27 protein-coding genes are annotated in these 26,091 nt (G+C 71.2%); 13 read left to right on the top strand and 14 right to left on the bottom strand.

Features of this window, described 5'->3' with window-relative positions; all coding sequences use genetic code 11:
• Window positions 1-41 precede the first annotated feature (41 nt).
• On the top strand, window positions 42-767 hold the full coding sequence (locus JI751_RS16590) for a sulfotransferase family 2 domain-containing protein (protein ID WP_201939044.1): 726 nt from the start codon (window positions 42-44) through the stop codon (window positions 765-767).
• The gene (locus JI751_RS16585) at window positions 764-1,186 is read left to right on the top strand and encodes a DivIVA domain-containing protein (RefSeq protein ID WP_236666406.1); all 423 of its coding nucleotides are present in this window, start codon (window positions 764-766) and stop codon (window positions 1,184-1,186) included. Before JI751_RS16590 ends, JI751_RS16585 begins: the two co-directional genes overlap by 4 nt.
• On the opposite strand, the gene JI751_RS16580 is transcribed toward JI751_RS16585, so the two are convergent.
• From JI751_RS16580 to miaA, 12 genes are all read right to left on the bottom strand, one after another.
• Window positions 1,174-3,183: an ATP-dependent DNA helicase gene (locus tag JI751_RS16580; RefSeq protein ID WP_307814310.1), complete on the bottom strand. Its 2,010-nt coding sequence runs from the start codon at window positions 3,181-3,183 to the stop codon at window positions 1,174-1,176. The genes JI751_RS16585 and JI751_RS16580 overlap by 13 nt on opposite strands.
• Window positions 3,184-3,250: 67 nt before the next feature.
• On the bottom strand, window positions 3,251-3,382 hold the full coding sequence (locus tag JI751_RS21620) for a hypothetical protein (RefSeq protein ID WP_269090528.1): 132 nt from the start codon (window positions 3,380-3,382) through the stop codon (window positions 3,251-3,253).
• A 126-nt stretch (window positions 3,383-3,508) separates the two neighbouring features.
• Entirely contained in the window at window positions 3,509-5,794 is a 2,286-nt protein-coding gene (gene secD / locus JI751_RS16575) for a protein translocase subunit SecD (protein WP_201939041.1), read from the bottom strand.
• Between the two features lie 136 nt (window positions 5,795-5,930).
• Window positions 5,931-7,463 carry a GTPase HflX gene (gene hflX / locus JI751_RS16570; RefSeq protein ID WP_201939033.1) on the bottom strand — a complete coding sequence of 511 codons (1,533 nt, stop codon included), beginning with the start codon at window positions 7,461-7,463 and terminating at the stop codon, window positions 5,931-5,933.
• A 64-nt stretch (window positions 7,464-7,527) separates the two neighbouring features.
• On the bottom strand, window positions 7,528-8,307 hold the full coding sequence (locus JI751_RS21985) for a thrombospondin type 3 repeat-containing protein (RefSeq protein ID WP_201939029.1): 780 nt from the start codon (window positions 8,305-8,307) through the stop codon (window positions 7,528-7,530).
• A 54-nt stretch (window positions 8,308-8,361) separates the two neighbouring features.
• Window positions 8,362-9,474 carry a thrombospondin type 3 repeat-containing protein gene (locus tag JI751_RS22080; RefSeq protein WP_201939027.1) on the bottom strand — a complete coding sequence of 371 codons (1,113 nt, stop codon included), beginning with the start codon at window positions 9,472-9,474 and terminating at the stop codon, window positions 8,362-8,364.
• Window positions 9,475-9,575: 101 nt separating this feature from the next.
• Entirely contained in the window at window positions 9,576-10,598 is a 1,023-nt protein-coding gene (locus JI751_RS21965) for a thrombospondin type 3 repeat-containing protein (protein ID WP_201939026.1), read from the bottom strand.
• 21 nt (window positions 10,599-10,619) lie between these two features.
• A complete protein-coding gene (locus tag JI751_RS16550; RefSeq protein ID WP_201939025.1) occupies window positions 10,620-11,396 on the bottom strand; it encodes an SDR family oxidoreductase in 777 nt (258 codons plus the stop codon).
• Window positions 11,397-11,462: 66 nt separating this feature from the next.
• Entirely contained in the window at window positions 11,463-12,248 is a 786-nt protein-coding gene (gene dapF, locus JI751_RS16545; protein WP_201939019.1) for a diaminopimelate epimerase, read from the bottom strand.
• Between the two features lie 107 nt (window positions 12,249-12,355).
• Complete coding sequence (gene ggt, locus JI751_RS16540) at window positions 12,356-14,197, bottom strand: gamma-glutamyltransferase (protein WP_201939017.1); 1,842 nt, start codon at window positions 14,195-14,197, stop codon at window positions 12,356-12,358.
• A gap of 78 nt (window positions 14,198-14,275) precedes the next feature.
• The gene (locus JI751_RS16535; protein ID WP_201939015.1) at window positions 14,276-14,794 is read right to left on the bottom strand and encodes a dihydrofolate reductase family protein; all 519 of its coding nucleotides are present in this window, start codon (window positions 14,792-14,794) and stop codon (window positions 14,276-14,278) included.
• Between the two features lie 51 nt (window positions 14,795-14,845).
• Window positions 14,846-15,760, bottom strand: coding sequence for a tRNA (adenosine(37)-N6)-dimethylallyltransferase MiaA (gene miaA, locus JI751_RS16530; protein ID WP_201939014.1), 915 nt, complete (start codon window positions 15,758-15,760; stop codon window positions 14,846-14,848).
• A gap of 86 nt (window positions 15,761-15,846) precedes the next feature.
• Here miaA and JI751_RS16525 point away from each other — a divergent pair, with 86 nt between their 5' ends.
• The 4 genes from JI751_RS16525 to JI751_RS16510 all read left to right on the top strand — a co-directional run bounded on the left by JI751_RS16525 (window position 15,847) and on the right by JI751_RS16510 (window position 18,042).
• Window positions 15,847-16,068, top strand: coding sequence for an antitoxin (locus tag JI751_RS16525; protein ID WP_201939012.1), 222 nt, complete (start codon window positions 15,847-15,849; stop codon window positions 16,066-16,068).
• Between the two features lie 18 nt (window positions 16,069-16,086).
• Window positions 16,087-16,539, top strand: coding sequence for an NUDIX domain-containing protein (locus JI751_RS16520; RefSeq protein WP_201939011.1), 453 nt, complete (start codon window positions 16,087-16,089; stop codon window positions 16,537-16,539).
• An 88-nt stretch (window positions 16,540-16,627) separates the two neighbouring features.
• A complete protein-coding gene (locus tag JI751_RS16515; protein WP_201939010.1) occupies window positions 16,628-16,918 on the top strand; it encodes a hypothetical protein in 291 nt (96 codons plus the stop codon).
• An 899-nt stretch (window positions 16,919-17,817) separates the two neighbouring features.
• Window positions 17,818-18,042, top strand: coding sequence for a hypothetical protein (locus JI751_RS16510; RefSeq protein WP_201939684.1), 225 nt, complete (start codon window positions 17,818-17,820; stop codon window positions 18,040-18,042).
• A 100-nt stretch (window positions 18,043-18,142) separates the two neighbouring features.
• On the opposite strand, the gene miaB is transcribed toward JI751_RS16510, so the two are convergent.
• A complete protein-coding gene (miaB, locus tag JI751_RS16505; RefSeq protein WP_201939009.1) occupies window positions 18,143-19,657 on the bottom strand; it encodes a tRNA (N6-isopentenyl adenosine(37)-C2)-methylthiotransferase MiaB in 1,515 nt (504 codons plus the stop codon).
• Window positions 19,658-20,033: 376 nt separating this feature from the next.
• Here miaB and JI751_RS16500 point away from each other — a divergent pair, with 376 nt between their 5' ends.
• From JI751_RS16500 to JI751_RS16470, 7 genes are all read left to right on the top strand, one after another.
• Window positions 20,034-21,233 (top strand): glycoside hydrolase family 16 protein, encoded by a 1,200-nt coding sequence (locus tag JI751_RS16500; protein WP_201939008.1) that lies wholly within the window; start codon window positions 20,034-20,036, stop codon window positions 21,231-21,233.
• 151 nt (window positions 21,234-21,384) lie between these two features.
• Window positions 21,385-21,636 (top strand): hypothetical protein, encoded by a 252-nt coding sequence (locus JI751_RS16495; RefSeq protein ID WP_201939007.1) that lies wholly within the window; start codon window positions 21,385-21,387, stop codon window positions 21,634-21,636.
• Window positions 21,587-22,084 carry a 2'-5' RNA ligase family protein gene (locus JI751_RS16490; RefSeq protein WP_201939006.1) on the top strand — a complete coding sequence of 166 codons (498 nt, stop codon included), beginning with the start codon at window positions 21,587-21,589 and terminating at the stop codon, window positions 22,082-22,084. Before JI751_RS16495 ends, JI751_RS16490 begins: the two co-directional genes overlap by 50 nt.
• Window positions 22,085-22,143: 59 nt before the next feature.
• On the top strand, window positions 22,144-22,920 hold the full coding sequence (locus JI751_RS16485) for an amino acid ABC transporter ATP-binding protein (protein ID WP_201939005.1): 777 nt from the start codon (window positions 22,144-22,146) through the stop codon (window positions 22,918-22,920).
• Window positions 22,921-23,027: 107 nt separating this feature from the next.
• Window positions 23,028-23,921 (top strand): glutamate ABC transporter substrate-binding protein, encoded by an 894-nt coding sequence (locus tag JI751_RS16480; RefSeq protein ID WP_201939004.1) that lies wholly within the window; start codon window positions 23,028-23,030, stop codon window positions 23,919-23,921.
• A gap of 77 nt (window positions 23,922-23,998) precedes the next feature.
• Complete coding sequence (locus tag JI751_RS16475; protein WP_201939001.1) at window positions 23,999-24,688, top strand: amino acid ABC transporter permease; 690 nt, start codon at window positions 23,999-24,001, stop codon at window positions 24,686-24,688.
• 1 nt (window position 24,689) lies between these two features.
• Complete coding sequence (locus JI751_RS16470; RefSeq protein WP_201939000.1) at window positions 24,690-25,547, top strand: amino acid ABC transporter permease; 858 nt, start codon at window positions 24,690-24,692, stop codon at window positions 25,545-25,547.
• A gap of 66 nt (window positions 25,548-25,613) precedes the next feature.
• Here the strand turns inward: JI751_RS16470 and JI751_RS16465 are convergent, their stop codons facing one another.
• Window positions 25,614-26,084 carry a hotdog fold domain-containing protein gene (locus JI751_RS16465; protein WP_201938998.1) on the bottom strand — a complete coding sequence of 157 codons (471 nt, stop codon included), beginning with the start codon at window positions 26,082-26,084 and terminating at the stop codon, window positions 25,614-25,616.
• Window positions 26,085-26,091 lie beyond the last annotated feature (7 nt).

Raw genomic sequence — 26,091 nt, 5'->3', positions numbered from 1 at the left:
TCCGTCGCTCCTCGGCCAACCGGGGTAGTAGCCTCGCGGCGATGTCCGAGCCCGCCGTACCCGCGCCCGAGCTGTTCCGCACGCGCGAGGCCAACCGGCGGCGGCTGACGCCGGCCGGGCAGGCGGAGATCGACCGGCTCGCCGTGGCGGGTGAGGCGTCCGGCTGGCTCAGCCCGCTGGCGTACAACCTGACGATCAGCCACAGCCACCGGTTCGTCTGGTACCGCGTGGCCAAGGTCGCGACCCGCACGATCCGGCACCACTGCGAGGCGCACGGCGTGAGCCTCGACGTCGACCACGCGATGCGGGTCCGCTACCCCCTGGCGACGTACGCCGACTACTTCACGTTCGCGTTCGTGCGCGACCCGCTCGACCGGTTCGTGTCGGCGTGGCACGACAAGGTGGTCGACCACAACTACTACGACTTCGACCCGGCGACCCACGAGCGGATGCAGACGGTGGAGGAGTTCGCGCGCTGGACGGCCACCCAGGACCTGTCGGCGGTGCCGGGCACCGACCAGCACCTGACGCTGCAGAGCAGGATGATCGACCTCAACCGGGTCGACTTCGTCGGCCGGCTGGAGTCGTTCGACCGCGACTTCGCCGAGGTGTGCGAGCGGATCGGCGCACCCGCGGTGCCGACCGCGCCGAAGAACCAGACCGCGCCCGGCGGCCGGGACCGGCAGGTGTCGGACGAGCTGCGCGAGCTGGTCGCACGGATGTACCGCCGGGACTACCAGGTGTTCGGCTACGAGGGGGAACGATGATCGATCGTCCGAGGTTCAGCACCACCCGCATGCGCGAGGGCTACGAGGTCGCCGACGTCGACGCGACCGTCGACCGCGTGATGGCCTCGTTCGAGAGTGACGGGACACCCGGGATCACGCCCGCCGAGATCGAGCAGCTGAGGTTCACGCCGGTCAGGCTCGGTGCCGGGTACGACATGGGCGAGGTGGACGCCTGGCTCGACACGGTGACGGCCGAGCTGGACCGCCGCGGGTCCGGAGCCGCGCGGACGACCACACCGAGCCCGCCGATGGCTGAGCCGAAACCGACGGCTGGTGCGCCGGCACCGAGCAGCCCCGCCGCCGTGCAGGAGGTCGGCGGCCGGATCGATCTCAAGGTCACCGCACTCGCCATGATCGGCGTGGTCGCCCTGGTCCTGGTCCTCGCCTACGTGCTCTGACCCAGCCGCGCCAGCGCCTGGCGTACGAGAGCCGGGTCGGTCGTCGACCACATGGGCGGCAGCGACGCCTTGAGGAACCGGCCGTATCGGGCGGTCTCGAGCCGCGGGTCGAGGACGGCGACGATGCCGCGGTCGGTCGTCGTACGGATCAGGCGACCCGCGCCCTGGGCGAGCAGCAGCGCCGCGTGGGTCGCGGAGACCTCCATGAAGCCGTTGCCACCGGAGGCGTCGGCGGCCTTGGCGCGCGCCGACATCAGCGGGTCGTCGGGCCGCGGGAACGGGATCCGGTCGATGATCACCAGCTGGCAGGTCTCGCCGGGCACGTCGAGGCCCTGCCAGAGCGAGAGGGTGCCGAACAGGCAGGTGTGCGGGTCCTCGACGAACTGCTTGGCCAGCTCGGGCAGCTGCGCGTCGCCCTGCGCGAGCGTGGTCAGGTGCGGCAGCCGCGCGCGTACGGCCTCGGCGGCGGTCTCGGCGGCGCGGCGGCTCGAGAAGAGCCCGAGCGTGCGCCCGTCGAGCTTGTCGACGAGGTCGCAGATCTCGTCGAGCTGCGCCTGCCCGAGGCCGTCGCGGCCGGGCTGGGGCAGGTGGCGGGCGACGTAGAGGATGGACTGCTGGCCGTAGTCGAACGGCGAGCCGACGTCGAGGCCCTTCCACGGCAGGGCGGTGTCGTCGTCGGCCGGCGCCACGATCGAGCCCTCGCGCTCGGTCGGCTTGAGGCCGAGCGAGGTCGCGACCGCGCTGAAGTCGCCGCCGAGCATGAGCGTGGCGCTGGTGAAGACGACGGTCTTGTCGGTGAGGAGCTTGTCGCGCATCGGGCCCCACACCTGGAGCGGCGCGACGTGCAGCCGGGCGGGGAACCGGTCGCGCGCCTCCCCCAGCCACAGCACGTCGCGGTCGGAGCCGGCCGCCATCCGCTCGGCGTTGACGAAGACCTCCTGCACCATGCCCTTGGCCTGCGTACGGCCCGCGTCGCCCTCGCCGTCGCTGCCGGGCGACTCGCGCGGGAACGCCGACAGGCAGGCGCGCGCCGCGTCGCGCACGAGCACCAGCGCGTCGGCCAGCTGCGTCGACACCTGGTCGATCCGTCCCGGCGGGGTCGCCTCGATCGCCTCGGCCAGCGCGCCGGCGGCGTCCTCGAGGTCACCGGCAGGATCGCCGGCGGCGTCCGCGGTGAAGCGGGACGAACGGCGGGCGGCACGCTCGATGTCGCCCGCGCCGAGCTCGTCGGTGGACGCCTGGGTGACGCGGGCGGTGAGCTCGTGGGCCTCGTCGATCACGACCGTGTCGTAGTCGGGGATCATCGGCACGTCCTCGATCGCGTCGATCGCGAGGAGGGAGTGGTTGGTGACGATCAGGTGGCTGCGCTGCGCCTTCTCGCGGGCGAGCTCGGCGAAGCATTCCGCGCCGAAGGGGCACTTCGAGGCACCGAGGCACTCGCGGTGGTTGACCGCGACCTGGCGCCACTCGCGGTCGGTGTGGCGCGGCGCGTTGTCGCGCTCGCCGGACCCGCCCTGCTCCGACTCCTCCTCCGCCCACGCCCGGAGCTCGAGGACCTTCTCGGCCATCGACCCGGTCGGTACGTCGACGAGGGTGCCCTGGTCGTCGGGGACACCGGCCCGGATGCGGTGCAAGCAGGCGTAGTTGGACCGCCCCTTGAGGACGGCGTAGGACGTGTCGAGGCCGGGCACGCCCTTGACCGCCTCGACCAGGCGCGGGAGGTCGCGCTCGACGAGCTGGTGCTGGAGGGCGAGGGTCGCGGTCGCGACGACGACGCGCTTGTCGTGGAGCATCGCGGGGACCAGGTAGCCCAGCGACTTGCCGGTGCCGGTGCCGGCCTGGACGAGGAGGTGGCGCCCCTCCTCCATGGCCTCCGCGACCTCGCTGGCCATCTGCACCTGGCCGTCGCGCTGCTGCCCGCCGAGGGCGCTGACCGCCTTGGCGAGCACGTCACGGACGGGCGTGCCGGTGGAGGGAGTCGCGGCGGTCTCGGGCACCAGAGAACCCTACGGGGCGGCGCCGACAGGACGGCGTACGCCATCCACAACCCGCCGCCGGGTCTGCCTAGTAGTTCTTCTTGCGGCCGATCTGGCGCTCGATGCGGCGCTCGGGCTGGCCGAGGAGCCTCGCAAGGAGCTTGACCCGGTAGCGGTAGGCGACGACGCCCAGGACGACGATCAGCAGGAGCCACAACATGGCTCGAGCGTACGACCTCCCGTGAACTGGGAGGGCGAGTCGGACACCTGGAGGGGGTTGCAACGGCCTCCAGGTGTCAGAGTCCCCGCACGAGCGGGGACTCCGACAAGGACGAGCGAGCAAGCGTCAGACGACGGCGCCCGAGTCCTCCGGCGCGCGCTCGACCTTCTCCTTCTTGACCCGCGACATCGGGTACTTGGCCTGCATGTAAGTCAGGAGCGGGGTCGCGACGAAGACGGAGGAGAAGGTGCCGACGACGAGGCCGACGAGCAGGGCGATGGCGAAGTCCTGGAGCGAGTCACCACCGAGGACGGCGAGTGCGGCCAGGATGAACATCGCACCCAGGCCGGTGTTGACCGTGCGCGGGATGGTCTCGACGGCCGCCCTGTTGGCGATCTCGTTGAAGTCGTCCTCGGGCTTCGAGCCCCACCAGCGCTCGCGGATGCGGTCGAACACCACGACGGTGTCGTTGACCGACAGGCCGACGATGGTCATGGCCGCTGCGAGGAAGATGCCGTCGATCGGCTTGTGGAGCCAGGCGAACAGGCCGACGACGAGGACGACGTCGTGGACCATCGCGAGCACGGAGGCGACACCGAAGGTCCACTTGAAGCGGACTGCGAGGTAGAGCAGCTGGGCGAGGAAGGCGACGCCGAAGGCGATGAGCGCGTTGTTGCGCAGCTCCTTGCCGAGCGAGGCGCCGATCGTCTGGTCGTCGACCTTGGATACGTCGCCGCCGACCTTGGCCAGCTCGGCCTCGATCCGCTGCTCCTCGTCGTTGCTGATCGTGCCGGTGCGGACGGTGAAGTTGGCGGTGTCGGCGGTCTGCACGACGGCCTCCGGGAAGCCGGCCGCAGCGACCGCCTCACGGGCCTGGTCGACCGTCATGTCCTTGGAGACCGAGTAGTCGAGCTGGCGCCCACCGGTGAACTCCACGCCGAGCTGCAGGCCCTGCGTGAAGATGCCGACGATCGCGATGATGAGGGCGGCGGCGGAGATGCCGAGCCAGGTGTTGCGGCGCTTGACCAGCTGCGGGTTCTTCTTGTCGAGCCAGAGCCGGACCTTGCCGTGGTGGCTGAGGCCGCTGACAGCAGGCCGACGGGAGACCGGCTTGTTGGCGACGGCGAGGTCGCACAGCACGCGAGCGATGATCAGCGCGGAGACCATCGAGGCGACGACACCGATCGTCAGCGTGACACCGAAGCCCTTGATCGGACCGGAGCCGAGGAAGAACAGCAGGCCGGCCGCGAGCAGGGTGGTGACGTTGGAGTCGATGATCGCGCTCCACGCCTTGTTGAAGCCGACCGCCAGCGCCCGCCTCAGCCCGGCGGAGGGGTAGGCGACGTACTCCTCCCTCGCTCTCTCGAAGACGAGCACGTTGGCATCGATGGCCATGCCGATCGCGAGCACGAAGCCGGCGAGGCCCGGCAGGGTGAGCGTCGAGCCGAGCCCGACGAGCATCGCGTAGGCCAGCAGGGCGTACGACGCCAGCGCGATGGTCGCGGCGAACCCGACGAGCCGGTAGACGAAGATGATGAACAGGCCGGTCAGGACGATGCCGATGATGCCGGCCTCGATGGAGGCGTCGATCGCCGCGGCACCCAGCGAGGGGCCGACGAGGCGGTCGGAGATGGCCTTCAGCTCGAGCGGCAGCGAGCCGCCCTCGATCAGCGCCGCGAGCTCCTTGGAGTCGTTCGCGCTGAAGTTGCCGGTGATGTCGGTGGACCCGCCGCGGATGCCGACGTCGCAGCCGACGCCGGTGTTGACCTCGGGCGAGGAGATGATCTCGCCGTCCAGCACGATCGCGATGCGGCGCTTGGGATCGCCGGACGGGTTGCAGGCGGCCTTGCCGGTGATGTCGGCCCAGGTGTCGCCACCCTTGCCGCTGAAGTCGATGGCCACGACCCACTCGACGCTCTGGTCGCGCTGGACGGCCTGCGCCCCGGTGATCTCGTCACCCTGGATGACCGTCGGGCCGATCTCGAGCGAGTCGCCCTGGTCGGACGGCAGGATCTCGTTGCCCTTCTTGCTGGGCTCGGCGTCGGCCTGCGCGGTCGCGACGACCTCGTGGATGGTCAGCTTGGCCGTGGTGCCGATGCGCTCCTCGGCGTTCTGCGCCTCGGCGTCACTGGTGACACCGGGGAGCTCGACGAGGATCCGGTTCTCGCCCTGGCGCACGAGGGTCGACTCGGCGACACCGAGGGCGTCCACGCGGCCGCGGAGCACCTGCAGCGTCTTGTCGACGTTCTCCGCGGTGGCCGGCGTCTGCTCCGTGCCCTCCGCCTGGAAGACGAACTGCGCGCCGCCCTTGAGGTCGAGACCCAGGTTGGGCTTGACGTTGATCGCCAGCGCCAGGCACCCGACCAGCAGGCCGAGCACGAGGAAGAACCGGACCCAGACACCACGTGACATGCGCGACATCCTCCAACACGAGACAGATTTCGCCCGAATCCGGGCCCGGACACGTCAACGGGTGACAGGACCGGGAGGTTCCGCCGAATCGGGACGCAAAACGCAGGTGACTGTACGCCCCTCGCACCCGAAAGGGTCAGCGGGCGTACGCCGTCAGCTCGCTCGCGAGGTCGGCGTTGGCCCGTCCGGCGACGAGGGTGCCGTCGCCGGTGTGCTCGAGCGAGCCGATCTCGGCCTCCTGGTGGATCCGGTTGACCAGGTCGCCGCGCTCGTAGGGCAGCAGCACGTCGAACTCGACCTGCGGACGCGGCAGCTCGGACTCGATCGTCCTCAGCGCCTCCTCGATCCCGTCGCCGGTCTTCGCGCTGACCACCACGCTGTGCGGCTCGCGGGCCAGCAGCCGGCTGATCACGATCGGGTCGGCGGCATCGGCCTTGTTGATCACGATGATCTCGGGGACCTTGGTCGCGTTGATCTCGGCGAGGACCTCGCGGACCGCGGCGATCTGGCCCTCCGGGTCGGGGTGCGAGCCGTCGACGACGTGGAGCAGCAGGTCGCTGTCGGCGACCTCCTCCAGCGTCGAGCGGAACGCCTCGACCAGGCCGTGGGGCAGGTGGCGGACGAAGCCCACGGTGTCGGACATCGTGTAGATGCGGCCGTCGGAGGTCGTCGTACGACGCGTGGTGGGGTCGAGCGTCGCGAAGAGCGAGTCCTCGACCAGCACCCCGGCGTCGGTCAGCCGGTTGAGCAGCGAGGACTTGCCGGCGTTGGTGTAGCCGGCGATGGCGACGCTGGGGATGTGGTTGCGGCGGCGCGACTGGCGCTTGACCTCGCGGGTGCCGCGCATCTCCTTGAGCTCACGACGGAGCTTGGCGATCTTGGTGTTGATCCGGCGCCGGTCGGTCTCGATCTTGGTCTCACCGGGGCCGCGGCCACCGATGCCGTCACCGCCGGCGGCGCGGCCACCGGCCTGGCGGGAGAGGTTGCCACCCCAGCCGCGGAGGCGCTGCTTCATGTACTGCAGCTGGGCCAGCTCGACCTGCGCCTGGCCCTCCTTGCTCTTCGCGTGCTGGGCGAAGATGTCGAGGATCAGGGCGGTGCGGTCGACGACCTTGACCTTGATCCTGTCCTCGAGGTTGCGCAGCTGGCTGGGCGCGAGCTCGCCGTCGCAGATCACGGTGTCGGCGCCGGTGGCCTGGACGATCTCGCGGATCGCCTCGACCTTGCCGCGACCGATGAAGGTCGCCGGGTCGGGCGAGTGGCGGCGCTGGAAGACCGCCTCGAGCACCTCGGAGCCTGCGGTCTCGGCGAGCGCGGCGAGCTCGGCCATCGAGTTCTCGGCGTCGGTGACGGTGCCGCCGGTCCACACGCCGACGAGCACGACCTTCTCGAGGCGGAGCTGGCGGTACTCGACCTCGGTGATGTCCTCGAGCTCGGTGCGCAGGGCAGCGACCCGTCGGAGCGCGTGGCGCTCGGCGAGCTCCTGCGCACCGACCGTCAGCTCCTCGGGGTCGGCGTCGTCGTAGCCGGACTCGCCGTCCCAGTCGGCGTCGGTGTCGTCCCCGTCGGAGTCCTCGAGCAGGTCGTCGTCGAGCTCGATCGAGTCGTCGTCCCAGCCACGGGTCGCGTCGAGGGCGTCGCGCAGGTTGAAGTCAGGTGCGTTCGTCATATGCCGACAAGCGTAGGTCGGCGAGGTCGGGGAGCGCGAACGCTTTCGCCACAGGCGTACGCCGTCAGGTGCGCTTGATCCGCACCGTCGGGGAGGTCACCGGCGCGCAGAGCGGCTGCTCGGGCGAGGTGACGGTGACGTAGTAGCGGCCGGCGCGGGCGGGGCGACCAGTGCGGAAGGAGCCGGTCTGCTTGCTCGTGAGCACCACCAGCCGGCGGTCCGTGCCCTTCTTCTTGCGCCACACCGTGACCGTCGCGTCCGCTCGGCACCCCTGGGCGACCGAGTCGACGGCTCCCTTGAGCTTGGTGGCGGTCACCCGGAGGGCGACCTGCCGCTCGTAGGTGCACGAGCTCTGGCACCCCGGCAGTCCGGTCGGCACCCCGGTCGGGGTCGCGGTCGGCGAGGGCGCCACGGGAGGCTGCGTCGTCGGCGGCGGGGTGGTCGGCGGCTGCGTCGTGGGCGGCTGCGTGGTGGGCGGGGCGGTCGTGGTCGGGGGCGAGGTGGGCGTGGGGGTCGGGTCGCAGACGTCGCCGATGCCGTCGGCGTCGGCGTCCTCCTGACCGGGGTTGTAGACGGCGGGGCAGTTGTCCTCGAAGTCCAGCCAGCCGTCGCCGTCGCGGTCACGCTCCGTCGGCTCGCACGGCAGCTGGGAGTCCGTGCCGGCGGAGCCCGACGGCCTGGGGCACGCCGTCGGGTAGTCAGGTGAGATCGCCCCGTCAGCGACCTGCGTGGTGGAGCCCCACCCGGGCGACTCGGCGGAGGCACCGGGCTGCGTGATCCCGAGTGCCGCCACGACGCCCAGCACCACCCCGACGAAGACCCGGCTCCCGCGCTGCTGTCCCATGCGCGGGACCTTCCCCGCGGACGGAGTCCTGAAACCTGCCGGCGGCCCCGAACGTCAGCGGCGGACCCGGACGGCGGCGGACCGGCTGCTGCCGCACTCGGCGACGCCGACGGCGTACCGCTTGCGGACGACGACGTAGTAGCGACCGGCCGCCTTCGGGAGCCGCGTACGGAAGCGGCCGTCGGGCTTCGTCATGACGACGACCAGCTTGGGGTCGCGGCCGGGCTTCTTCCTCTTCACGGTGGCCCGGACCTGGTCGACGCACGCCCCGCGGTCGGAGCGCACGCGACCGACGAGGCGCGACTTCTCCTTGCGGAGCCGGACCTTCGTCGCCACGGCCGGGCACCCGGACGAGGTGGCTGCCCCGACCAGCGGGCACCCGTCGCTCACGTCGGCACGACTGTCGTCATCGTCGTCGGCGTCGCACGCGTCGCCGAGCGCGTCGGCGTCGCTGTTGACCTGGGTCGCGTTGGAGACCTGCGGGCAGTTGTCCGCCTGGGAGCCGACGCCGTCACCGTCGGGGTCTCCGTCGCACGCGTCGCCGATCCCGTCGCGGTCGATGTCGGACTGGTCGGGGTTGGCCACCGGGTCGCAGTTGTCGACGTGGTCCTCGACGCCGTCGTCGTCCCCGTCGCAGGCGGTGTAGCTGATCGTGATGCTCCACGAGACCACGCGTCCGGCGGCTGCCCCCCAGTTGTCGACCAGCAGCCGCCACGCACCACCCGAGGCCGCTCCGTCGTGGGCGCTGAGTGGCTGGTCGGGTCGGTAGGTGCCGGGCGTCGACGTCGGCCCGTAGACCGCGGCCGCCTCGTCGTCCCACGTGAGCGGCCGCACCTGCGGGCCGCTGTCGGCGAACCGTCGCTGGAGGATGGAGGTGGTGCCGGCGTGCGAGAGGCGTACGCGCACCTGGTAGGCGTCGGGATGGTCGAGCGAGACCGAGACGTCGACGTCCTCGACGAGCCCGGGGGCCACCGGTGCCTGGAGGTCGATCGCCGTCGAGGTGAACGGCGGATCGCCAGCCGCGTCCGGCGCGACGTTGGCCGCCGCACCGTTGATCGTGCGTACGCACGGCACGGGCGCGGCACCGGCCGGAGCGGCCGGGCCGACCATCGACACGAATCCAGCCACCAGTGCGATCAGGGCGAGCCGGGTCGGGAGCAGGCGCATCGGCACAGGGTAGGTGTGGCCGGCTCGCCCGGCCACACCCCGGGAAAGGGCGGTGGGGTGAACGGCTACCAGCCCGCGGCGGAGGTCCGACGTCCCGACGGTCAGCGTCGCCGGATCCGTACGACGCGCGAGCTGGCGTCGCCGCACAGCGCCTGGTCCCTGGACGTGACCGTGGCGTAGTAGCGGCCCGCCCTGCGCGGCGCCTTCGTGCGGAAGGATCCCGATGCCCGCGTGGTCAGGACCACCAGCTTGCGGTCGGCCCCCGACCGCTTGCGCCACAGGGTGACGGGGACGCTGCTCTCGCACCCGACCGCGGGTGAGGTGACCGTCCCGAGCAGTCGGTGTCGCGCAGCCTGGTGGCGCAGGTCCACCGTCCGGGTGTAGGCGCAGCCAGCCGTGCAGGACGGCGAGATCGGCGCGACCGGCGGGGTCGTCGACGGCGCGGTGGTGGGAGACGCGGCCGTCGGGGACGGCGTCGGCGGTGGCGTGCCGGGCGTGCCGTCGCAGGCGTTGCCCCGCTGGTCGCCGTCCCAGTCGAGCTGGTCAGCGTTGGGAACGGTCGGACAGTTGTCGACGTTCTCCGCGACGCCGTCCCCGTCGGAGTCGCAGCCCGAGGTCGTGATGGTCACCTCGAAGCTCGAGATCACGAGCGGCCCGAAGTTGAAGGGCGCGCTGGCGGCCAGGCCCCACTGTCCGGCGGCGCTCGACGCGTCGAAGGCAGCGAGGTCGCCCGACGGCCGGTGCCGTCCCGTGGTGGCTGCGGCGGTCCATGCGGCAGGCGCCTCGTCGTCGAAGGTCACGTCGTAGGCCCGGTAGTCGAGCCCGAGCGAGGAGAGGAGCGGCTGTGTCGCACCGGCGTGCACCGCGCTGATGGTGGCGGCGCGCGCGTTCTCCCAGACCACCCGGACATCGACGTCGGTCACCGTCGCGCCCGGGAGGAACGCGTCGTCCGGCACGGTCAGGGTGAAAGGGCGGCCCTGCCCGTCCGGAACGAAACCGCCGGCGCCCTGGAAGCTCTGGGTGCACGCCACCGGCGCGGCCGACGCCGGAGCGAGCAGGACCGGAAGTCCGGCGATGGCCGCAATGGTCACGAGCGTCGCGCGAGCGAGAATCCCCCGATTCATGGGCGCGACCCTACGACGTCCTCACTTCGGTGGCATCCGGATGCCGCCGTCGACGCGGATCGTCTCGCCGTTCATGTAGGAGTTGGTGAGGCACTCGACGACCATGCTGGCGAGCTCCTCGGCGCGGCCGAGGCGCTTGGGGAAGAGCACGTTCTGGCCGAGGTTGGCCTTGAACTCGTCGGGATCGGGGAACGCGTCGTAGATCGGGGTGTCGATGAGGCCGGGCGCCACCGTGTTGAGCCGGATGCCGGCGGCCGACAGGTCGCGGGCGACCGGGAGGGTCATCCCGACGACGCCGCCCTTGGAGGCGGAGTAGGACGCCTGGCCGATCTGGCCGTCGAAGGCGGCGACCGACGCGAGGTTGACGATCGCGCCGCGCTGGCCGTCCTCGTCGGGCTCGTTGCGGCTCATCACGGTCGCGGCCTGGCGGGTCATGTCGAAGGTGCCGATGAGGTTGATCTCGACGACCTTGCGGAAGGCGTCGAGGTCGTGCGCCTGCTCGAGCAGCCCGTCTCGGCCGATCGTGCGCTGCGCCCAGCCGATGCCGGCGGAGTTGACGCACGCACGCAGCGGAGCGATCTCGGCAGCGGCCTCGACGGCGGCGGCGACCTGCTCGGTCTTCGTCACGTCGACGGAGGCGAAGACGCCGTTGATCTCGGCGGCCAGCGCCTCGCCCTTCTCGGCGTTGAGGTCGGCGACGACCACGACCGCGCCCCTGGCGGCGAGGGCGCGCGCGACGGCGGCACCGATGCCGCTCGCGCCGCCGGTGACGATGGCGGAAGATCCGGTGATGTCCATGGCCCGGATCCTAGAAGGGTCGAGTGCGCGGCCGTGCGGCGGACGGTGCCGCGAGGGCACTCGACCTCAGAGGTCGGTCAGGCCCTCGGCGACGAGGACGGCCGGCCCGGTGAGCAGGACGCGGTCGTCCTCGGTCCACACGACGGTGAGCGTGCCGCCGGGGACGTCGATGCGGTACGGCGTACCGCGGGGTGCCTCGTCGACGAGCGAGGTCGCGACCGCGACCGCGCACGCGCCGGTGCCGCAGGACCGCGTCTCGCCCGAGCCGCGCTCGTGGACCCGCATCGCGACATGGTGCTCGCCGCGACGTACGACGAACTCGACGTTGACGCCGTCGGGGTAGACCGAGTCGTCGTGCTCGGGCTCCTCGTCGAGGGAGCCGGCCTCGGCCAGGTTGTCGACGAAGACGACGGCGTGGGGGTTGCCCATGGAGACGTGTGCGGCCGGGTAGCTGCGACCCGTCACGGTCACCTCGGTCGCGGCGAAGACCTCGGGGGCGCCCATGTCGGCGGTGAAGTCGTCACCCGTGCGGTCGAGGACCTTGATCCCGTCGCGGGTGTGGATCTTCATCGGGAACGGCTCGCCCTCGCGCTCGTGGAGGTAGCGCGCGAACACCCGGATGCCGTTGCCGCACATCTCGCTGACCGACCCGTCGGAGTTGCGGTAGTCCATGAACCAGCCGCCGTCCCGGCGTACGGCGCGCAGCACGCCGTCACCGCCGATGCCGGCGCGGCGGTCGCAGAGCGCGCGCACCCGGTCCTCGGACAGCTCGCCGTGCACGTTGCCGTCAGCGTCGGGCAGCACCACGAAGTCGTTCTCCGTGCCGTGGCCCTTGAGGAAGGGGTAGCTCACGGTCCAAGTGTGGCACCCCCTCGGTGGTCGAGGTGCGAGCGGAGCGAGCCTCGAAACCCCAGGGGTTTCGAGGCTCGGGCGCCCTCGCACCTCAACCGGCGAAGGGCCTACTCCGGTGAGACCACCTTGGCCGAGCCCTTGCCGCGGCGGAACGGCTCCGCGACCGCAGTGAGCTTCTTGCCCGGGCCGAACTCGATCGCCGTCGCGGCGCCGATCTCGGCCGCACTGGTGAAGGCGTCGCCCGCCGGCGCGAGGGTGTGGCCGAGCGCGGTGAGGGCGGCACCGTAGGCGTCGATGAATGCTGGCTCCGCGGTGACGCTCGCGGTGTTGCGCTGGCTGGCGCGCGGCGCCGCGATCGCCTGCTCGATGGTCATCCCGAGGTCGATCCGGTTGACCAGCATCTGCAGCACCGTGGTGATGATCGTCGAGCCGCCGGGCGAGCCGAGCGCGAGGAACGGCTTGCCGTCCTTGAGCACGATCGTCGGCGACATGGAGCTGCGCGGCCGCTTGCCCGGCTGGATCCGGTTGGGGTCGGCGGCGTCGTACACGGTCGAGAAGTCGGTCAGCTCGTTGTTGAGCAGGAAGCCGTGGCCGGGGACGGTGATGCCCGAGCCGCCGGTCTGCTCGATGGTGAGGGTGTACTCCACGACGTTGCCCCACTTGTCGGCGACGGTGAGGTTGGTGGTGGAGATGTTCTCGGTGTCTGCGTCGGTCGTGCCCTTCGCGGTCGCCGGGCCGCACACCCCGTCGTACGACGTCACGTCGCCGGCGGCGACCGGCTTGGTGGCCGCCTTGCTCGGGTCGAGCGAGCAGGCGCGCTCGGCGGCGTACTCGTCGTCCAGCAGCCGCTTGACCGGGACGTCGACGAAGGCCGGGTCGCCGACGTACTTCCCGCGGTCGGCGAAGGCGAGCGCGCTCGCCTCGAGGTAGTGGTGGAGGGCCGCCTCGGGCGTCATCGCCGGCAGGTCGTAGCGCTCCAGGATGTTGAGCGCCTCGCCGACAGTGGTGCCGCCGGACGACGACGGCGCCATGCCGTAGACGTCGTGGCCGCGGTAGCTCACCTTCGTCGCGCGCTGCGAGCGGACCTTGTAGTCGCGCAGGTCGCGCGGCGTGAGGTAGCCCTTCGGGGTCGGCAGCTCGGTGTTCTTGCTCGTCCGCGGCTTGCGCACGACGTCGGAGATCAGGCGCGCGAGCGGGCCGCGGTAGAACGCGGACGTGCCCTTCGCGGCGATCGTCCGGTAGGTCGCGGCCAGATCGGGGTTGCGGAAGATGGAGCCGACCTCGGGGGCGTCGCCGCCGGGCAGGAACAGCTTCTTCGTGTCCTTGAAGGCGCGGAACCGCTCCTCGTTGTCGAGGGTCTGCTGGCGGAAGGTCTCGTCGACCTTGAAGCCACGGTCGGCGACCTTGGTGGCCGGGGCGAGCGCCTCGCCGAGCGTCCAGGTCCCCCAGTTGGCGAGGGCCTTGTCCCAGGTCGCGAGGGTCCCGGGCGTGCCGACGCTGACGCCGCTGGTCACCAGGTCGGGCGTGAACGGGTAGGGCTTGCCGGTCGCCGGGTCGATGAACGCGTCCTGCGGCATCCTGCTGGGCGCGGTCTCGCGGCCGTCGAGCGTGCGGACCTTGCCGGTCTTGGCGTTGTAGTAGACGAAGTAGCCGCCACCGCCGATGCCGGCGCTGTAGGGCTCGGTGACGCCGAGGGTCGCGGCCGCGGCGACCGCCGCGTCGACCGCGTTGCCGCCGGCCTTCAGCACCTTGAGGCCGGCCGCGCTGGCCTCGGGGTCGACCGTCGTGACGGCACCGCCCTTGCCGATCGCGGTCGGGATCTTGGCGGTCGGCCGGGCGTCGGCGCCGCCCGGCGGCTGGGCGCCGGTCGCGCCCGTCGGGTTCGCGAGCACGAGCCCGGAGACGAGGCCGGCCGCGGTGACGGCGGCGAGGGACGTACGCAGGTGCATGGGGGGTTCCTCCCGAGAGATGGTCCGTCCACCCTGCCCCCACGCCGCGCGGGCTGTCCACGCCCGCCGGAGGGTGTCTCAGCGCACCACCGTGTAGCGACCGCACATGAAGTCACGGTTGCGCGCGGTCTCCTCGAGTCTGAGCTCGACGTGCCGCGGGAGCACCGGCGCGCCGCTGCCGATCGCCACCGGGGCGTACTGGAGCCACACCTCGTCGAGCAGTCCCGCGTCGTGGAACTGCCCGACCAGCTCTCCCCCGCCGACGATCCAGAGGTCCTTGCCATCGGCGGCCTCGGTCATGTCGGCGTGGACGCGGCGTACGTCGTCGCGGTCGAACCGCACGCTGGGCGGAGCCTCCGGGAAGGTGCGGTGGGTCAGCACCCAGGTCGGCAGCGGACCCCACGGGTCGTCGTCGTGGTCGAGGATCCACTGCCAGGTCGTCGCACCCATCGCGCACGCGCCGAGCCGCTCGCGGAACGCCGGGTAGGCCATCGGGCCGTCCTGGTCGATGTCGCGCGAGGTCAGCCAGTCGAGCGAGTGGTCGTCGGTCGCGATGAAGCCGTCGAGGGTGCAGCCGGTGTAGTAGATGGTCGCCATCGAGCCACCCTCACACCGGCCACCGACAGCGCGCTTGATCGACGTTGCGCTCTACCCGACGAGGGCGTCGATCGCCCCGACCGCCTTCGCCACGCGGTCGGGGTCGTCGTGCGCGACCCACACGATGCGCGGGTCCTTGCGGAACCAGCCGTCCTGGCGCCGGGCGAAGCGCCGCGTCGCGGTCTTGGTCTGCTCGATCGCCTCGGCCCTCGACCGGTCGCCCGCGAGGTAGCCGACGACCTCGCGGTAGCCGATGGCGCGGTTGGCCGTACGCCCGTCCGCGAGGCCGGAGGCCAGCAGGGCCTCGACCTCCTCGACGAAGCCGCCGGCGAACATCTCGTCCACCCGGCGGGCGATGCGCTCGTCGAGCGTCGGCCGGTCGATGTCGACGCCGATCTGCACGGTCAGCGGGTCGGCGTACTCCAGTCGCGGGAGGCTGGCGCCGTAGGGCCGCCCGGTGAGGGCGATGACCTCGAGGGCGCGGACCACGCGCCGGCCGTTGTCGGGCTGGATCTGCGCGGCGGCGTCGGGGTCGACGTGCGCGAGCCGCTCGTGGAGTGCCTGGCCGCCGACCCGCTCGAGCTCGGCCTCGAGCTCGCGGCGCAACGACTCGTCGGTGCCGGGGAACTCGAAGCGGTCGACGATCGCGCGGGTGTAGAGCGCCGAGCCGCCGACGAGGACGGGGGTCGCTCCTCGCTCGCGGATGCCGGCGACGACCTCGCGCGCCCACCCCTGGAAGAGGGCGACGGTCGCCGGCTCGGTGACGTCGAGCAGGTCGAGCAGGTGGTGCGGGATGCCGCGGCGCTCGTCGACCGGGAGCTTCGCCGTGCCGATGTCCATGCCGCGGTAGACCTGCATCGCGTCGGTGTTGACCACCTCGCCGCCGAGGCGCTCGGCGAGGTCGAGGCTCAGCCCGGTCTTGCCGGAGGCCGTCGCACCGACGAGGGCGACGATGGGACGAGGCATGTCCGGATTGTCGCAGTCTGGCTATCGTCGTCACTGCTGGAGTCCTCACCCGTCCGGGTGGGCCGGCGCTCCTCAAGGAGGACCTGATGAGTTTCCTGGACAAGGCGAAGGCCAAGCTCACCGAGGCGGTCGACCAGCACGGCGACAAGATCGCCGACGGCATCGACAAGGCCGGCAAGTTCGCCAACGAGAAGACCGGTGGCAAGCACGCCGACAAGATCGACCAGGCGACCGGCAAGGCGCGCGACGCCCTCGACAACCTCGACGGCAAGAACGACGACATCCCGCCCGCCACGCCTGCCCCCTGACTGCCTAGGGTCGGCGGCGTGACCGACCGCTTCGCACTCGTCCCCGCGTCCTACGTCTACCTCCTCCGCGAGGGCGACGCAGGCACCGAGGTGCTGCTCCAGCTGCGGCAGGGCACCCCCTACATGGACGGGCACTGGGCAGCCGCCGCGGCCGGGCACGTCGAGCGGGGCGAGACGGCGTACGACGCCGCGCGACGCGAGGCGGTCGAGGAGCTGGGCGTCACCGACGTCTCGCTGACGCTGGAGTTCACCATGCAGCGCACGCAGCACGCCGACGCGATCGACGAGCGGGTCGACTGGTTCTTCACGTCCCGCTCGTGGAGCGGGACGCCGCGCGTGGTCGAGCCCGAGAAGGCGGCCGAGATCGGCTGGTTCCCGCTCTCGGCGCTGCCCGAGCCGATGGTGCCGCACGAGGCGTACGCGCTCGCGCAGCTGTCGTCCGGTGCTGTCTACCTGACCTTCGGCTTCTGAGGTTTCGGCGCCCGCCCCGCCCCTCGGGGGTGGTCGGCCCGGGACCGGCGAGGCACCATCTGAGCGATCACCCATGGGAGGGAACCCGATGAGCAACGACGAGCTGAGCCCGATGCCGACCCCGGTGACGGAGGACCCGGAGCTCTACCCGGGCGGCGTGGACGCGATCGCCGACGACCCGGACGACAACGGCCTGGGCCGCGACCTGAACCCGGACGACAACCCCGCCGTCGACGACGTGCTCCCCGACGGCGTCTCCGAGCCCGACGACAAGCCCCAGGCGCCCGAGGGCGAGGCGGACGACGCCGAGGCCGGTACGACGGCCTCCCCCGACGCCGGCCAGGAGGCCGAGGACGGGTCGCCGGAACCTCCCGCCTGAGCCGTCCAGCTCCTCAGAAGTCCCCGGATATCCGGGGACTCCGACAGTTGTGCGGTGATCCTGGTGCGCATCCCGCGTCAGGATCACCGCACAGTGCTTCTCCACAGGCGCGGCACGGCCTCTGGCGGGCGCCCCGGAGCGCCGCCGAGCATGAGGGATGGACCTCAAGGCGTACGCCGACCTCATCTCGCTCCAGTCCGGCGTCATCTCCCGTCGCCAGCTCAACGGCGACGCGCAGATGGCGCCGTACGACCTCCAGCGCCTGATCCGACGGCGCGACCTGGTTCGCGTCCACGACGGGGTGTACGTCAACCACACCGGGGAGCTCACCTGGCTGCAGCGGGCGTGGGTCGGCGTACACCTGGTGTGGCCGGCGGCGCTGACCCGTGAGAGCGCACTCCGCGCCGCGGACGGACCCGGCCGCGCTGCGTCCGACGACTCGGTCATCCACCTCGCGGTGGATCGCGATCGCCATGCGCGGGTGCCTACCGCCGGGTACCGCCTGCACCGGACCAGCGGGTTCCACGAGCGGGTCATGTGGAACACCAGCCCGCCACGCGTACGGATCGAGGAGGCGCTGATCGACGTCGCCGCTCGCGAGCCCGACGACTTCGGCGCCATCTCGGTCCTCGCGGACGCGATCCAGGCCCGGCGCACGCAGGCAGCGCGCATCAGCGCAGCACTGGATGCGCGGGCCCGGGTCCCCCGGCGCGAGTTCCTCACCGGCGTGGTGGCCGACCTGCAGCACGGAACGTGCTCGGTCCTCGAGCACGGCTACCTCACCCTCGTCGAACGGCCGCACGGCCTGCCGACCGGCCGCCGGCAGGCCCTCGGGTCGAGCCGGGGGCCGGTCTACCGCGACGTGGCCTACGACGCGTACGACCAGCTGGTCGAGCTCGATGGACGGATGTGGCACGACCGCGCTGCTCAGCGCGACGCCGACCTCGACCGCGATCGACGCCGCGGTGGAGCGGCTCGGGACCGTGCGCCTGGGCTGGGGGCAGGTGTTCGGCCGTCCGTGCACGACGGCAACCAGGGTCGGGCGGCTCCTCGAGGTACGCGGGTGGCACGGCGTGCTCACCCTCTGTCCGCAGTGCCCGGAGACGGACCGCCTCGCCGGCTGAACGTCGCTTGTGCGGTCACTGTGGTGCGGCTGCCGCACCAGGATCACCGCACTGTGGTCGGAGTCCCCGCACAGGCGGGGACTCCGACAAAGGGAAAAGGTCAGCCGCAGGCAGGGGCAGCCGGCGGCAGGGGCGCGGGGACCCCGACCGTCGGCATGCCGAGACCCACGCCGTTGGGCGCGGACGGGGCGGACGTTCGGCGCTCCCAGGCATCGCCCGCACGGGTGCGGCGGACGGCGAGGACGGGGCCGTCGGCGACGAGGTGGTGGGGGGCGGCGTAGGTGACCTCGACGGTGACCATGTCGCCCGGCCGGACGGAGGAGTCGGACAGGCCGGAGAAGTCGGCCGAGAAGTGCACGAGCCGGTTGTCCGGCGCACGGCCGGAGAGCCGCTTGGTCTCGAGATCCTTGCGGCCCTCGCCCTCCGACACCATCAGCTCGAGCGTGCGACCGACGAGCGCCTTGTTCTCCTCCCACGCGATCTCGTCGACGACGGCGGCGAGGCGGAGGTAGCGGTCCTTGACCACGTCGGGCGCGATCTGGTCCTCGAGGACGGCGGCGGGCGTGCCGGGGCGCTTGGAGTACTGGAAGGTGAAGGCCGACGAGAAGCGCGCGGCGCGGACGACGTCGAGGGTGGCCTGGAAGTCCTCCTCGGTCTCGCCGGGGAAGCCGACGATGATGTCGGTCGTGATCGCGGCGTCGGGGATCGCGGCGCGCACCCGGTCGATGATCCCGAGGAACTTCGACTGCCGGTAGGAGCGCTTCATCGCGCGCAGGACCGCATCCGAGCCCGACTGCAGCGGCATGTGCAGCGACGGCATCACGTTGGGCGTCTCCGCCATCGCCTCGATCACGTCGTCGGTGAACTCGGCCGGGTGCGGCGAGGTGAAGCGCACCCGCTCCAGGCCCTCGATCGACCCGCAGGCGCGCAAGAGCTGGGAGAACGCCTGCCGGTCGCCGAACTCCACGCCGTAGGCGTTGACGTTCTGGCCCAGCAAGGTGATCTCGGTGACGCCCTCGGCGACGAGCGCCTCGATCTCGGCGAGGATCTCGCCGGGCCGGCGGTCCTTCTCCTTGCCGCGCAGCGCCGGGACGATGCAGAACGTGCAGGTGTTGTTGCACCCGACCGACACCGACACCCAGGCGGCGTACGCCGACTCGCGCCGCGTCGGCAGCGTCGAGGGGAAGACCGACAGGGACTCGAGGATCTCGACCTGCGCCTCCTCGGCGATCCGCGCCCGCTCCAGCAGCACCGGCAGCGAACCGATGTTGTGGGTGCCGAAGACGACGTCGACCCAGGGCGCGCGTGAGGTGATCGTCTCGCGGTCCTTCTGCGCCAGGCAGCCGCCGACGGCGATCTGCATCCCGGGGGTCGCGGCCTTCACGGACGCGAGCTGGCCGAGGTTGCCGTAGAGCTTGTTGTCCGCGTTCTCCCGGACCGCGCACGTGTTGAGCACGACGACGTCGGCCTGGCTGCCGCTCGCCCGGACGTAGCCCGCGTCCTCCAGCAGCCCCGCGAGGCGCTCGGAGTCGTGGACGTTCATCTGGCACCCGTGGGTCTTGACCTCGTAGGTGCGCACAGCGGCGTCGGCGGGGCTGTCGGAAACGGTGCTCATGGCGGGATCCAGCGTACGGCGGTCGCCGGGCGCCGACGGAATCCGCACTCGACGCGCCCGCGAGGTCGACGAGGCGCCCGAAGGGTGAGGACTAGTCCCGCGATCCATGGCCCGCGTGGCCCTTTCTGACCACGCCGCCATGGGCCGATGGGGCCATGGGCCCTGACCTGTTCACACCAGTTGTCAACGGTTTACCTATTTCTGCCATTTTTTCCCGCAAGGTCTCCCTCAGATCAACAGACCGGTAACACTCAGGCGGCATTCAGCCTCCTGGGTCCCCCCAGACGGTAACGGGAGACGCGACATGCGCAGCTCAAGGACCCACGGTGCGACGGATACGTGTGTCGAGAGGGCTGCTCACCCTACTTTCCGCGCGGTGATCCTCTCTGTTGTTACCGTGCTGTTGCTCGCCGGGACGAGCGCGAGCGCCGACGCGGCCCAGAAGCACCGTCCGGGCGCGCGGAAGGCGGACGTCCGCGGCACCCTCGTCTCCCTGCCCCCGATCGTGCAGCCGGGAACCGCACCTGCGGCCCCCTCGGACGCCGGCACCCTGGTCGCCACCTTCACCCCCGCCGCGCCCGGGAGCATCGTCACGCTCGAGCGGCAGACGCGGCGCGGCTGGAAGCCGGTCTCGACCGCGCTCGAGGACGGCTGGGGGTCCGCCTCCTTCGCGCCGGCGCCCGGGACCTACCGCGCCCGCACGGCCAGCAGCGGCCGCACCTGGGTGACCGGCGCGGTGGCGACGAAGCGGTGGCGGGCGTCGTTCGAGGACACCTTCTCCGGCACCACCCTCGACGCCACGGTGTGGAACGACCAGAAGCGCGAGCACGAGAGCGTCTACGCCCCGCGGACCTGCGCGCGCACCGACCCCAGCGCCCGACGGGTCAGCGGCGGCGTGCTGCACCTCGGCGTCGCCCTCGACCCCGCTCTCGCGGGGACCCCGTGCGCCTACACCTCCACGCGAGCGGCCGGTACCACCTCGGGCACCAGCCCGTACCTCCTCAACAGCCAGGTGGCCACCGAGCACACGCGGCTCTTCCAGCACGGCATCGTCGCTGCCCGCATCAAGCCGCAGCGCGCCAAGGGGATGCACTCGGGCTTCTGGATGCTTCCCGCCGGCACGGTGTACGCCGACGGCGACCCCGCCGCGGGGGCCGAGATCGACGTGATGGAGTTCTTCGGCGACAACGGCCGGGGCACCGAGACCATCAGCTCGAGCATCCACTACTACCAGGCCGGCTGGAACAAGGTCAGCCTCGGCGACCCCGTTCCCGCCGCCCGACGCATCCTCGCCAAGCGGAACGACTGGTGGGACGAGTTCCACGTGTTCTCGGTCGAGTGGACCCCCCGGGAGTACGTCTTCCGCGTCGACGGTCGTGAGTACTACCGCGAGCAGACCGCGGTCTCCCAGGCCCAGCAGTACCTGGTGCTGTCGAACCTCACCTCGGACTACGAGCTCGCCGAGCTGACGTCGGACGAGCTGGGCGACACCGCCCAGGTCGACTGGGTGCGGGTCTTCGACGCCGCGTCGGCATCGGCCTCACGCACCTCGAGCGGGCGTCGCACGGTCCGCTGACCGAACCGCTGCGACGGCGTGCTCCCAGCGGGCCCGTAACTTCTCCACAAGAGCAACGTTTGACCAACGAGAGAGTAACAACGACGGGCATCCGGGGGGATCTCGTGACGACACCACTGTGGGGGACCACCTTCGGGCGACGGGTCGCGCGATGAGCGCCACCGCGCACGTCTACTCGGTCGAGTGGACCGCGTGGGAGCGGGTCTTCGGCGTCGACGGCGAGGAGCACCACCGCGAGCGGAGGGGCGTGGAGCTGCCCCGGCAGCGCATCGTGCGCTCGGTGCTCACCTGCGACTACGAGGTGGTCGAGGACGTCGAGCACCTCCTGGTCGTGCCGGACCTAGGCTCACCCCATGCCCCGACTGCACGCGATCGAGCTGCTGCCGGACGATGCCGGGAGTGACGTCGTACGCCGAGACTGGCAGGCGCTGCACGACGCCGGGCTCCCGTCCCAGCTGGACCACCGCGGTGCCACCAACAGCCCGCACGTCACGGTGGTCGCCGCCCCGGCGCTGGCCGCCGAGGACGAGCAGCAGGCCCGTGACCTCGTCGCCCCACTGCTGCCCACCGAGGCCCGGATCGGAGGGATCGGGCTGCTCGGCGGGGCCAAAGTGTCGATCGTCCGCCTGCTCGACGTGCCCGACGCGCTGGTCCGCGCAGTGCTCGACCTGCGCTCCGGACTGACGGACGTGCAGCACGCCGGCTGGCTGCCGCACGTCACCCTGGCCCGCCGCGTCAGGCGGGTCGACGTACCCGCTGCGCTGGAGGTGCTCGGGCACGCGGACGTGACGCTCACCCTGGCCACGCTGCGGCGCTGGGACCCCGAGGCGGGAATCGTCACGCATCTGTGATGGTCCGTTCGGGCCATGCGACATGGCCCGGACGGGCCACCTGCCGATAGGTTGCGCCTATGACCGCGCAGGAATCGGGATCCGTCACGGCCACCCGGGGCGAGCCCCTCGTCGTGCTGAGCGACGTGCAGAAGCACTTCGGCCAGCTCCACGCCCTCAAGGACATCGACCTCACCGTCAAGCGCGGCGAGGTCGTCGTGGTCATCGGCCCGTCCGGCTCGGGCAAGTCGACGCTGTGCCGCACGATCAACCGACTCGAGACGATCGACGAGGGCACGATCACCCTCGACGGCCAGCCGCTGCCGCAGGAGGGCAAGGCCCTCGCCGCGCTGCGCGCCGAGGTCGGGATGGTCTTCCAGAGCTTCAACCTCTTCGCCCACAAGACGATCCTCGAGAACGTCACGCTCGGCCCGATCAAGGTCCGCGGGGAGAAGAAGGAGGCGGCGGAGAAGAAGGCGCGCGAGCTGCTCGACCGGGTCGGCGTCGGCCACCAGGCCGAGAAGTACCCCGCCCAGCTCTCCGGCGGCCAGCAGCAGCGGGTCGCGATCGCCCGTGCACTGGCGATGGAGCCGAAGGTGATGCTCTTCGACGAGCCGACCTCCGCGCTCGACCCGGAGATGATCAAGGAGGTCCTCGACGTGATGATCGACCTCGCCGAGCAGGGCATGACGATGATCGTCGTCACCCACGAGATGGGCTTCGCCCGCACCGCCGCGCACCGCGTCGTGTTCATGGCCGACGGCGCGATCGTCGAGGAGAACACCCCCGAGGAGTTCTTCACGAACCCGACCTCGGACCGGGCCAAGGACTTCCTCGGCAAGATCCTCAAGCACTGACCCCGTACGCCCCGCCAGCACGACCCACACAGACTCGGGAACACAGCACCACTCCATCCCCAGACACCCCCAGACGGCCTCGGGCCGCCAACAGAAGGAGAGCAAGGATGAGATTCACCAGGACCAAGGCGATCATCGCCACGGCGGGGTTGGCCCTGTCGCTCGCTGCCTGCGGCGACGCGGGCGAGGAGACCGACGGCCCGGACGTCGAGGTCGCCGACGACGCGGCCTCGAGCTTCGACGACGGCACGCGCATGAAGGAGCTCGCCGACGCCGGCACGATCAATGTGGGCGTCAAGTACGACCAGCCCGGCCTGGGCTTCAAGGACGCTGCCTCCGACATCCCGACCGGGTTCGACGTCGAGATGGCGAAGGTGCTCGTCGCCAGCCTCGGCATCGACCCCAACGACACCTCGAAGGTGAAGTACGTCGAGACGATCTCCGACAACCGCGAGCCGTTCCTCGAGGACGGCACCGTCGACCTCGTGCTGGCGTCGTACTCCATCACCGACGAGCGGCGCCAGGTCGTCGGCCAGGCCGGCCCCTACCTCGTGACCGGTCAGCAGCTGCTGGTCGCGGCCGACTCCGACATCGAGTCCGTGGCAGACGTCGAGGGCGAGGAGGTCTGCTCGGTGACCGGCTCGACCTCACTCGACAACGTCGAGGCCGAGGGCGCGAAGCCGGTCGGCTTCGACACCTACTCCGAGTGCGTGGAGAAGGTGCTCGACGGGACAGTGTCGGCCATGTCGACCGACGGCACGATCCTCGCCGGCTACGCCGCGCAGAACGAGGGCGACCTGAAGGTCGTGGGCGACGAGTTCTCCGAGGAGCGCATCGGCGTCGGCTACTCGCAGGACTACCCGGAGATGTGCCAGTGGATCGTCGACACGATCACGGAGGCCTACGACGACGGCACCTACGAGGAGGCCTTCAACGCCACGCTCGGCCCCTCGGGCGTCGACGTGCCCGAGCTCCCCGAGATGGACGCCTGCGAGTCCTGATCACCTGATCGATCCCTCCCGGACCGGGCCCGGCGCTGATGCCGGCCCGGTTCGGGAATCCCCCTGAGAGGAGTGGCGTGAGCGCCGTCCTGGACAACCTCGACCTGTACTTCAAGGCCTTCGGCTACACGGTCTTCCTGTTCCTCGTGTCGGCCGTGCTCGCGCTGGTGCTCGGCACCGTGCTGGCAGCGATGCGGGTCGGTCCCGTCTCGGTGCTGCGCACCTTCGGCACGGCCTACGTCACCCTCGTCCGCAACACCCCGCTCGTCATGATCTTCCTGTTCTTCCAGCTCGGCGCGCCCAAGATCTTCGACACCCTCCGCTTCACCTGGGTCGACATCCACATCGGCCCCTACGACTTCACGTCGTTCTTCAGCGCCGCCGTCGCCGCGCTCAGCCTCTACACCGCGGCCTTCATCTGCGAGGCGATCCGCGCCGGCGTCAACGCCGTGCCGCTCGGGCAGGCCGAGGCCGCGCGAGCCATCGGCCTCCCCTTCGGCGGCGTCATGTCGCAGGTCGTGCTCCCGCAGGCGTTCCGGGCCTCGGTCCCGCCGCTGGCCAGCACCCTCATCGCACTGCTGAAGAACACCTCGATCGCGGGGGTCTTCGGTGTCATCGAGGCCGTGGGCCGGATGAAGGGGTTCACCAACGACTACGCCGACGAGCGGGTGGGCATCTTCGTCGCCTTCGCGCTCGGCTACGTCGTCCTCGTCGAGATCGTCTCGTTGCTCTCGACCCTGCTCGAGCGCCGATGGAAGGTGGCCTGACATGAGCGCCGGTGTCCTGTTCGACGCACCCGGTCCGGCAACGGTCGCGCGGCACCGCACCTACAGCATCGTCGCCGGGATCGCCCTCGTGGCCGGCGTCGCCTTCGTGCTGTGGCGCCTCTACGCCACCGGCCAGCTCGAGTACGACAAGTGGGAGCCCTTCCTCACGCCTCGCTACATCGAGGCCATCCTGGTCGACGGCCTGATGGTCACCCTGCAGATGGCGTTCAGCGCCGTCATCCTCGCCGTCGTCTTCGGCGTGCTGTTCGGCGTCGGCAAGCTCTCGGACCACGCGTGGGTCCGCTGGCCGTGCTGGCTCGTGGTCGAGTTCTTCCGGGCCGTGCCGGTCATCATGCTGATGATCTTCTGCTTCTACACCGTCTTCGGCGACTTCGACCCCCTGAGCCGCCGCACGTACTGGTCCGTGGTCCTCGCCCTCACGCTCTACAACGGCGCCGTGCTCGCGGAGGTCTTCCGCGCCGGCATCAACGCCGTGCCGCGCGGCCAGGCCGAGGCGGCGTACGCCATCGGGATGCGCAAGACGCAGGTCATGACGATCGTGCTGCTTCCGCAGGCGGTCAAGATCATGATCCCGGCGATCATCAGCCAGATGGTCGTCGCGCTGAAGGACACCAGCCTGGGCTACGCCGTGGCCGGCCTGGGGCTGACCCGCATCGCCAAGCCCATCTACCAGCAGTTCGCCAACCACGTGCCGACGATCATCGTGATCACGGCGATCTACGTCATCGTCAACCTGCTGCTGACGGCGATCGCGATGTGGCTGCAGCGCCGGCTGGTCGGCGAGAAGAAGGTGCTCGAGGTCGGGATGGTCGGCGAGCAGGTCCCCGGGCGGCCCTAGCTCCGTCGGGCGGTCACGTCCTCGCGAGCTCGGACGTGCTTGAGACGTCGACGCCCTTCGCTCCGCTCAGGACCTCTCGGTCACCCAGAGCCGGATCTCGCCCTCGACCACCACGGTTCCGTCGGCCCGTACGCCGCGCACGCGGACCGGCAGGTCGTACCCCTCCCCGATCTCCTGCGTCCACTGCTCCGGGTCGGTCTCCGCGATGCAGGTGACGTCGGAGTCGGCCTTGGCGGTGTAGGCGACCTCCATGCCCTTAGGGATCCAGCGCCGGTCGCGCGGGATCGTCGCCTCGGCGAGCGCGCCCATCGCGGCCTCGAGGCCGTTGCACAGCGCGATCGCGTGGACGGTGCCGATGTGGTTGTGCACCCGGCGCCGCTTGGTGATCACCAGCTCGGCGCGGTCGGGCTCGAGCACGGTGAACCGGGGCCGGATGGTGGCGAAGTAGGGCGCCTTCTGGCTGAAGGCGAGCGAGAAGATCCGGTCGCCCAGCGGCAGCGCGGTGGTCTTCTTCCAGAGGTCCAGGACGGCAGGCATGCCGCGT

It is taken from the genome of Nocardioides baculatus, assembly GCF_016735675.1.
GTDB classification, from domain to species: Bacteria; Actinomycetota; Actinomycetes; order Propionibacteriales; family Nocardioidaceae; genus Nocardioides; species Nocardioides baculatus.
Note: the sequence above shows the minus strand (reverse complement) of the source record. Positions and strands in the feature narration are given on the sequence as shown.

Bases quoted from the DNA above. Each gene is read 5' to 3' on its own strand.
- JI751_RS16485 (WP_201939005.1), top strand. From the start codon at position 22,144: ATGACCGCGCAGGAATCGGGATCCGTCACGGCCACCCGGGGCGAGCCC.
- JI751_RS21620 (WP_269090528.1), bottom strand. From the start codon at position 3,382: ATGTTGTGGCTCCTGCTGATCGTCGTCCTGGGCGTCGTCGCCTACCGC.
- JI751_RS21985 (WP_201939029.1), bottom strand. From the start codon at position 8,307: ATGGGACAGCAGCGCGGGAGCCGGGTCTTCGTCGGGGTGGTGCTGGGC.
- hflX (WP_201939033.1), bottom strand. From the start codon at position 7,463: ATGACGAACGCACCTGACTTCAACCTGCGCGACGCCCTCGACGCGACC.
- JI751_RS16515 (WP_201939010.1), top strand. From the start codon at position 16,628: ATGAGCAACGACGAGCTGAGCCCGATGCCGACCCCGGTGACGGAGGAC.
- JI751_RS16490 (WP_201939006.1), top strand. From the start codon at position 21,587: ATGCCCCGACTGCACGCGATCGAGCTGCTGCCGGACGATGCCGGGAGT.
- JI751_RS21965 (WP_201939026.1), bottom strand. From the start codon at position 10,598: ATGAATCGGGGGATTCTCGCTCGCGCGACGCTCGTGACCATTGCGGCC.
- miaB (WP_201939009.1), bottom strand. From the start codon at position 19,657: ATGAGCACCGTTTCCGACAGCCCCGCCGACGCCGCTGTGCGCACCTAC.
- JI751_RS16470 (WP_201939000.1), top strand. From the start codon at position 24,690: ATGAGCGCCGGTGTCCTGTTCGACGCACCCGGTCCGGCAACGGTCGCG.
- ggt (WP_201939017.1), bottom strand. From the start codon at position 14,197: ATGCACCTGCGTACGTCCCTCGCCGCCGTCACCGCGGCCGGCCTCGTC.
- secD (WP_201939041.1), bottom strand. From the start codon at position 5,794: ATGTCACGTGGTGTCTGGGTCCGGTTCTTCCTCGTGCTCGGCCTGCTG.
- JI751_RS16535 (WP_201939015.1), bottom strand. From the start codon at position 14,794: ATGGCGACCATCTACTACACCGGCTGCACCCTCGACGGCTTCATCGCG.
- JI751_RS16585 (WP_236666406.1), top strand. From the start codon at position 764: ATGATCGATCGTCCGAGGTTCAGCACCACCCGCATGCGCGAGGGCTAC.
- JI751_RS16525 (WP_201939012.1), top strand. From the start codon at position 15,847: ATGAGTTTCCTGGACAAGGCGAAGGCCAAGCTCACCGAGGCGGTCGAC.
- JI751_RS16480 (WP_201939004.1), top strand. From the start codon at position 23,028: ATGAGATTCACCAGGACCAAGGCGATCATCGCCACGGCGGGGTTGGCC.
- JI751_RS16510 (WP_201939684.1), top strand. From the start codon at position 17,818: ATGGACGGATGTGGCACGACCGCGCTGCTCAGCGCGACGCCGACCTCG.
- JI751_RS16590 (WP_201939044.1), top strand. From the start codon at position 42: ATGTCCGAGCCCGCCGTACCCGCGCCCGAGCTGTTCCGCACGCGCGAG.
- miaA (WP_201939014.1), bottom strand. From the start codon at position 15,760: ATGCCTCGTCCCATCGTCGCCCTCGTCGGTGCGACGGCCTCCGGCAAG.
- JI751_RS16465 (WP_201938998.1), bottom strand. From the start codon at position 26,084: ATGCCTGCCGTCCTGGACCTCTGGAAGAAGACCACCGCGCTGCCGCTG.
- JI751_RS16495 (WP_201939007.1), top strand. From the start codon at position 21,385: ATGAGCGCCACCGCGCACGTCTACTCGGTCGAGTGGACCGCGTGGGAG.
- JI751_RS16550 (WP_201939025.1), bottom strand. From the start codon at position 11,396: ATGGACATCACCGGATCTTCCGCCATCGTCACCGGCGGCGCGAGCGGC.
- JI751_RS22080 (WP_201939027.1), bottom strand. From the start codon at position 9,474: ATGCGCCTGCTCCCGACCCGGCTCGCCCTGATCGCACTGGTGGCTGGA.